The organism is Streptomyces jumonjinensis, from assembly GCF_009600885.1.
Taxonomy (GTDB): domain Bacteria; phylum Actinomycetota; class Actinomycetes; order Streptomycetales; family Streptomycetaceae; genus Streptomyces; species Streptomyces jumonjinensis.
Genome location: NZ_VCLA01000030.1, coordinates 18025 through 24573 on the forward strand (window position 1 = coordinate 18025; position 6549 = coordinate 24573).

Consider the following 6549-nt stretch of genomic DNA (forward strand, 5'->3'; position numbering starts at 1 on the left):
CGCGCCGGACTCGACCAGCTGCCCCACCGCCCCGGCGTCGACCTGCCACAGTCGTTTCAGCAGCGGCAGCCGGTCGATGACCGAGCCGACGGTCATGGCATGGTCCTCGTGCTCCACCACACAGGCCGAGACCTCGGCGTCGTACAGCGTCCACAGGACCTGTTCGGCGGAGGCCGTGGGGTAGACGGGCACCGACTGCGCGCCGACCGTCCAGATCGCGAAGTCGAAGAGCGTCCACTCATAGCGGGTACGGGACATCAGCGCGACCCGGTCGCCGAACCGGACGCCGCTGGCGAGTAATCCTTTGGCCAGAGCGAGCACCTCGTCGCAGAACTCGGCCGCGCTCACATCCCGCCAGCGGCCCGCCGGATCCTTCCGGCCCAGCACCACATGGGCCGGATCGTGCGCGGCATGATCGAATACCGCGTCGGCCAGTCCACCGAACAGAGGGGCCGCGTCCAGGGGACGGACAGTGAACTCGCGCAAGGGCCTGCTCCTTGTGGTGCTCCGCACAGCGCCGCGACGCTACCCCACCGGGGAATGCGCCACACGGGCATCGGCGAACTATGGACGAATGGCGACACCACAGGGCAGAGACAGAAATCCGGTCACATGGGGAAGGGAAGGACGGATTTCTGACCGCGGAGTAAGCGAGCCGGGGTGGAATCTCCACGGAACCCGTACGGGGCACACACCCTCGGCCGGCCGAACCCGGAGGGGAAGGCCCATGCCTTTGCGGTGGCCGCGGCCAGGGGCCGGGCTCATGCCCCGGGGGTGAGCCGAGCTGAGACGATCATCCCGTGACCACGTCTGCGATACGCCCCTTCCGCACCCGCCCCTGCACCCTCGTCGTCTGCCGCGGCTGCTGCTGCGGAGACGCGCGCAAGCACCCGGGCACCGACCACGACGGACAGCTCACCCGGCTGCGCGAGGCCGCGGCGGCCTCCCGGGGCCGTATCGAGGTACGGACGACCGACTGCCTCGGGCCCTGCGGCCAGGCCAATGTGATCGTCGTTCAGCCCTCCACGGAAGGCCGCCGCCGGGGCGCACGCGCCGCCTGGATCGGCTGGGCGCTCGACGACGACGCCCTGGATGACATCGTGGCCTGGGCCCTCGCGGGCGGCCCGGGACTGAGCGAACCGCCCGCCACGCTGCTGCTCCAGACCATCCCCGCCCCGGCCGCCCGCCGCTGAAACGGGCGTACGGCAGCCGGGCGAGGGCATACGGCAGCCGGAGCGCCCGCTACGGAAACGGGCGGCGGAGGCGGCGCGGGCGGCGCCCCGCTCAGACCGCGCCGTCGAGGGCGATGCGCTCATCGCCCGCGTACACGTTCATCGTCGTACCGCGCAGAAAACCGACCAGCGTCAGCCCGCTCCCGGCCGCCAGATCGACCGCGAGCGACGACGGCGCGGAGACCGCCGCGAGCATCGGGACGCCCGCCATCACCGCCTTCTGCACCAGTTCGAACGACGCCCGCCCCGACACCATCAGAATCGCCCGGGACAGCGGCAGCCCGCCGTTCTGCAACGCCCGGCCGATCAGCTTGTCCACCGCGTTGTGCCGGCCGATGTCCTCCCGGGCGTCGAGCAGCTCGCCCTCCTCCGAGAAGAGGGCCGCCGCGTGCAGCCCGCCCGTCCGGTCGAAGACGCGCTGCGCCGCCCGCAGCCGGTCGGGGAGCGCCGCGAGCAGCGACGGAGCGACGCGGAGCGGGGGAGTGTCGGCGATCGGGAAGCGGGCGGTCGTCCGGACGGCGTCGAGACTGGTCTTGCCGCAGAGACCGCACGACGACGTGGTGTAGACATGCCGCTCCAGACCGAAGTCCGGCACCGCCACCCCCGGCGCGAGCGACACGTCCACCACGTTGTACGTGTTCACACCGTCCGTGGTCGCCCCGGCGCAGTACGCGATCGACCGCACGTCGTCCGCCGCCCGGATCACTCCCTCGCTGACGAGGAACCCGGCGGCGAGGGCGAAGTCGTCGCCGGGGGTGCGCATGGTGACCGCCAGTGGTTTTCCGGCCAGCCTGATCTCCAGCGGCTCCTCGGCCGCCAGGGTGTCGGGGCGGGCCGAGGCCACGCCGTCCCGGATGCGGATGGTGCGGCGGCGTTCGGTGACCCGTCCCATGGTGATCATTTCCGATTCGTGCGGTGAGGTGGCCCGGACCGCCTCATTCTCCCGTATGGCCGTTCCCGGCGGAGCCGACGCCGTCGTACGCATGCAGCCGACGCCGTCGTACACATGTATGGGACAGGACAAAGGCCGCATAGACTCCTGCACCCCTCGGGAAGCTACAGAATCCAGGGTCCGAATCCTGTCGGATCGCGCGCCGTCGTACCGAGTGGTAGCAACGAACACTGGGTCATTCGACCGCCCGCACGGAGGGAATCCTCATATGACCGGCTCACGTATCGCCGCACTCGGGCACTACCAGCCCGCCACGGTGCTCACCAATGAGGATCTGGCCGCCCTGGTCGACACCAGCGACGAGTGGATCCGCTCCCGGGTGGGCATCGAGACCCGGCACCGGGCCGCGGACGACGAGCCGGTCGACGAACTCGCCGCCCACGCGGCGGCCAAGGCGCTGGCCTCCGCCGGGCTGAGCCCCGGGGACATCGACATGGTCCTGGTCGCCACCTCCACGGCGATCGACCGCTCGCCGAACACGGCCGCCCGGGTCGCCGCCCGGCTCGGGATGGAATCGCCCGCCGTGATGGACCTGAACGTGGTCTGCGCGGGCTTCACCCACGCCCTCGCCACCGCCGACCACGCGGTACGGGCCGGCTCGGCCGCCCGGGTGCTGGTGATCGGCGCCGACAAGATGACCGCCGTCACCGACTGGAGCGACCGCTCCACCTGTGTGCTGGTCGGCGACGGCGCGGGCGCCGCGGTGGTCGAGGCGGTGCCCGGGGACGGGGAGCCCGGGATCGGCCCGGTGCTGTGGGGATCGGTTCCCGCCATGGGACACGCCGTACGGATCGAGGGCACCCCGCCCCGGTTCGCCCAGGAGGGCCAGTCCGTCTACCGCTGGGCCACCACCCAGCTGCCGCCCATCGCCCGCAAGGTCTGCGAGCGGGGCGGCGTGCGCCCCGACGAGCTGGCCGCGGTCGTGCTGCACCAGGCGAATCTGCGGATCATCGAGCCCGTCGCCCAGAAGATCGGCGCGGTGAACGCGATCATCGCCCGCGATGTCGTGGAGTCTGGCAACACCTCTGCCGCCTCGATCCCGCTGGCGCTCGCCAAGCTGGTGGAGCGCGGGGAGATCGAATCGGGCGACCCGGTGCTGCTCTTCGGCTTCGGCGGAAACCTCTCCTACGCGGGCCAGATCGTACGCTGCCCCTGAGCCGCTCCCCCCGCCCGCGGCCGGACGCGACCGGGCGCGGGTCCCGCGATCGGGCCCGCGGCGTCCGCCGCCCCCGGAGAGAGGGCAGACTGGACGCCATGGCAGCTGTGAGAAGCGCGGGACTGCTGCTGTTCCGCGGCCGGGACGAGAACATCGAGGTCCTCATCGGCCATATGGGCGGGCCGTACTGGGAGGACCGGGACGACGCGGCGTGGTCGGTGCCGAAGGGGCAGTACACCCCGGAGGAGGAGCCGATGGCCGCGGCGCGCAGGGAATTCGAGGAGGAGCTCGGGCTCGCGCCGCCCGCCGGTCAGTGGCTTCCCCTCGGTGAGGCCCGCCAGTCGAACGGCAAGATCGTCACCATCTGGGCCCTCGCGGCCGATCTCGACCTCTCCCTGATGGCGCCCGGCACCTTCACCATGGAGTGGCCTCCGCACTCCGGCCGGATGGAGCAGTTCCCCGAGATCGACCGCGCGGGGTGGTTCGGCGTCGACGACGCCCGTTCGAAGCTGGTGACGGGCCAGCGGGTGTTCCTCGACCGGCTCAGAGAGGCCCTGACGGGGCCGGCAGGGACTGACGTCTGATGTCCGACCGGGGCCGACACGCGACGGCCGGCAGGGACTGACGTCTGACGTCCGGCCGGGGCCGACACGCGACGGCCGGCAGGGACTGACATCTGATGTCCGACCGGGGCCGACACGCGACGGCCGACCGGGACTGACACCTGACGGCACGCCCGGGCCGCCCCTTTCTTTGTCCCGAGTGAGGAAGAAGTTGTGCTGGAACTCTGCGCAAGTTCTTCCCACTCGGTGAAAGCGCTGCTACGTTCCCATCGAAAGCCCGATCAGTGAGAACCAAACGGGTTCCCCATGCCACAGGCCGGGGGAGGGGAGGGGCAGTTGAGGCGGATGACCGCACGACCGGCGAACGCGCACCAGGCGCGGCTGCTCAGACTGCTGCGCGACGGGGGGCCCAACTCCCGGGCCCAGCTCGGTGATCTGGTCGACCTCTCCCGCTCCAAACTGGCCGTCGAGGTCGACCGGCTGCTGGACACCGGACTCATCGTCGCCGACGGACTCGCCGCATCCCGTGGCGGACGCCGCTCCCACAACATCAGGCTCGCCCCCGGACTGCGCTTCCTCGGCATCGACATCGGCGCCACCTCCATCGACGTCGCCGTCACCAACGCCGAACTGGAGGTGCTCGGTCACCTCAACCACCCCATGGACGTACGGGAGGGACCGGTCGCGGTCTTCGAACAGGCGCTGTCGATGGCGGCCAAGCTCAAGGCCACCGGACTCGCCGAGGGCTTCGACGGCGCGGGCATCGGAGTGCCCGGACCGGTCCGCTTCCCCGAAGGAGTGCCGGTCGCACCCCCGATCATGCCCGGCTGGGACGGCTTCCCCGTCCGCGAGGCCCTCAGCCAGGACCTCGGCTGCCCCGTCATGGTCGACAACGATGTGAACCTGATGGCCATGGGGGAGCAGCACGCGGGCGTGGCCCGCTCCGTCGCCGACTTCCTCTGCGTCAAGATCGGCACCGGCATCGGCTGCGGCATCGTCGTCGGCGGCGCCGTCTACCGGGGCACGACCGGCAGCGCGGGCGATATCGGCCATATCCAGGTCGACCCCCACGGCCGCCCCTGCGCCTGCGGCAACCAGGGCTGCCTGGAGGCCCACTTCAGCGGTGCGGCGCTCGCCCGCGACGCCGAGGAGGCCGCCCGCTCCGGCCGCTCCCCGGAGCTCGCCGAGCGCCTTGAGCGGGCCGGACAGCTCAGCGCCGTCGATGTGGCCGCCGCCGCGGCGGCGGGCGACACCACCTCACTCGAACTCATCCGCGAGGGCGGCAACCGCGTCGGCCAGGTCATCGCCGGACTCGTCAGCTTCTTCAACCCGGGGCTCGTGGTGATCGGCGGCGGTGTGACCGGGCTCGGCCACACCCTCCTCGCGAGCGTACGGACCCAGGTCTACCGCCAGTCGCTGCCGCTCGCGACCGGCAATCTGCCCATCGTGCTGGGCGAGCTGGGGCAGGTCGCCGGGGTGACCGGCGCGGCCCGGCTCATCAGCGACCATCTGTTCTCCCCGGCCTGACCGGCCCATCCCCGTGCCGGGGAGCCACCCGCCCCCGTACCCCCGTCCCTGTACCGCACCGCACCGCTCCCTGAAACCCCGCCCCCGTACCTCCGTAACCCCGCGCCCCCGTCCCCGCATCGACCGCGCCGCCCGCCGGCCGTCCTCCCCATGGCCGGCGGGCGGCACGCCCTCCGGGCGGGCCGAAGCACCACCCTCATGAGTGCCCCCGCGCACACCAGACGCGTACCGCACCGCGTACTCCCGAACCGCGTACCTCCGCACCGCGCATCTCCACATCGCGTACTCCCGCACCGCGCACCTCCACATCGCGCACCTCCGCGACATCGCTCAACGGCCGTATCCGCCGAGGGGATCTGCCATGGCACCGGAACCACCCCTGCTCACCATGTCCGGCATCACCAAATCCTTCCCCGGCGTCCGCGCGCTCGCCGGCGTCGACCTGGAGGTCCGGGCCGGCTCTGTCCACTGCGTGCTCGGACAGAACGGGGCGGGCAAGTCCACCCTGATCAAAGTGCTCGCCGGAGCCCACCGGCCCGACGGCGGCACCATCACCTGGCGCGGCGAGGAGATCTCCCCCGGCTCGCCCATCGCCGCCATGCGGCTCGGCATCGCCACCATCTACCAGGAACTCGACCTGGTCACCGAGGTCTCCGTAGCCGAGAACGTCTACCTCGGCCATGAACCCACCACCGCCGGATTCCTTCTGCGCCGCAAAGACGCCCGAGCCGCCACCGCCCGGCTGCTGACCCGGCTGGGCCACCCCGAGATCGACCCCGCACGGCGCGTCGGCGAACTCCCCGCCGCCCAGCGGCAGATCGTCTCCATGGCCCGCGCGCTCTCCCACGACGCACGCCTCATCGTCATGGACGAACCCTCCGCCGCCCTCGACCCCGACGAAGTCGGCAACCTCTTCCGCATCGTCGGCGAGCTGACCGCGAACGGCGTCGCCGTCGTCTACATCTCCCACCGCCTCGAAGAGATCCGCCGGATCGGCGACCAGGTCACCGTCCTCAAAGACGGCCGCGCCGTCGCCCGGGGACTGCCCGCCAAGACCACCCCGACCCATGACATCGTCTCCCTGATGACCGGGCGGGACGTCGCCTACGTCTTCCCCCC

At 71.7% G+C, this 6549-nt stretch carries 8 protein-coding genes; 5 read left to right on the plus strand and 3 right to left on the minus strand.

The window, feature by feature from the left end:
• Window positions 1–486 (minus strand): AMP-binding protein (locus FF041_RS04310; protein ID WP_153521095.1); only part of this gene is annotated, 486 nt, incomplete at its 3' end.
• Between the two features lie 314 nt (window positions 487–800).
• Here FF041_RS04310 and FF041_RS04315 point away from each other — a divergent pair.
• Complete coding sequence (locus FF041_RS04315) at window positions 801–1193, plus strand: (2Fe-2S) ferredoxin domain-containing protein (RefSeq protein ID WP_323391184.1); 393 nt, start codon at window positions 801–803, stop codon at window positions 1191–1193.
• 91 nt (window positions 1194–1284) lie between these two features.
• On the opposite strand, the gene fdhD is transcribed toward FF041_RS04315, so the two are convergent.
• Window positions 1285–2124 (minus strand): formate dehydrogenase accessory sulfurtransferase FdhD, encoded by an 840-nt coding sequence (gene fdhD / locus FF041_RS04320; protein ID WP_153521096.1) that lies wholly within the window; start codon window positions 2122–2124, stop codon window positions 1285–1287.
• Between the two features lie 268 nt (window positions 2125–2392).
• Between fdhD and FF041_RS04325 the strand changes: the two genes are divergently transcribed.
• From FF041_RS04325 to FF041_RS04335, 3 genes are all read left to right on the plus strand, one after another.
• Window positions 2393–3340, plus strand: a complete 948-nt coding sequence (locus FF041_RS04325) for a beta-ketoacyl-ACP synthase III (protein ID WP_153482982.1) — start codon at window positions 2393–2395, stop codon at window positions 3338–3340.
• A 98-nt stretch (window positions 3341–3438) separates the two neighbouring features.
• Window positions 3439–3924, plus strand: a complete 486-nt coding sequence (locus tag FF041_RS04330) for an NUDIX domain-containing protein (RefSeq protein WP_153521086.1) — start codon at window positions 3439–3441, stop codon at window positions 3922–3924.
• A 324-nt stretch (window positions 3925–4248) separates the two neighbouring features.
• Window positions 4249–5430, plus strand: a complete 1182-nt coding sequence (locus FF041_RS04335) for an ROK family transcriptional regulator (protein ID WP_153521087.1) — start codon at window positions 4249–4251, stop codon at window positions 5428–5430.
• A 196-nt stretch (window positions 5431–5626) separates the two neighbouring features.
• On the opposite strand, the gene FF041_RS04340 is transcribed toward FF041_RS04335, so the two are convergent.
• Window positions 5627–5764, minus strand: a complete 138-nt coding sequence (locus tag FF041_RS04340; protein WP_153521088.1) for a hypothetical protein — start codon at window positions 5762–5764, stop codon at window positions 5627–5629.
• A gap of 27 nt (window positions 5765–5791) precedes the next feature.
• On the opposite strand from FF041_RS04340, the gene FF041_RS04345 reads away from it, so the two are divergent.
• Window positions 5792–6549: ATP-binding cassette domain-containing protein (locus FF041_RS04345; protein ID WP_153521097.1), on the plus strand; the 758-nt coding region annotated here is incomplete at its 3' end.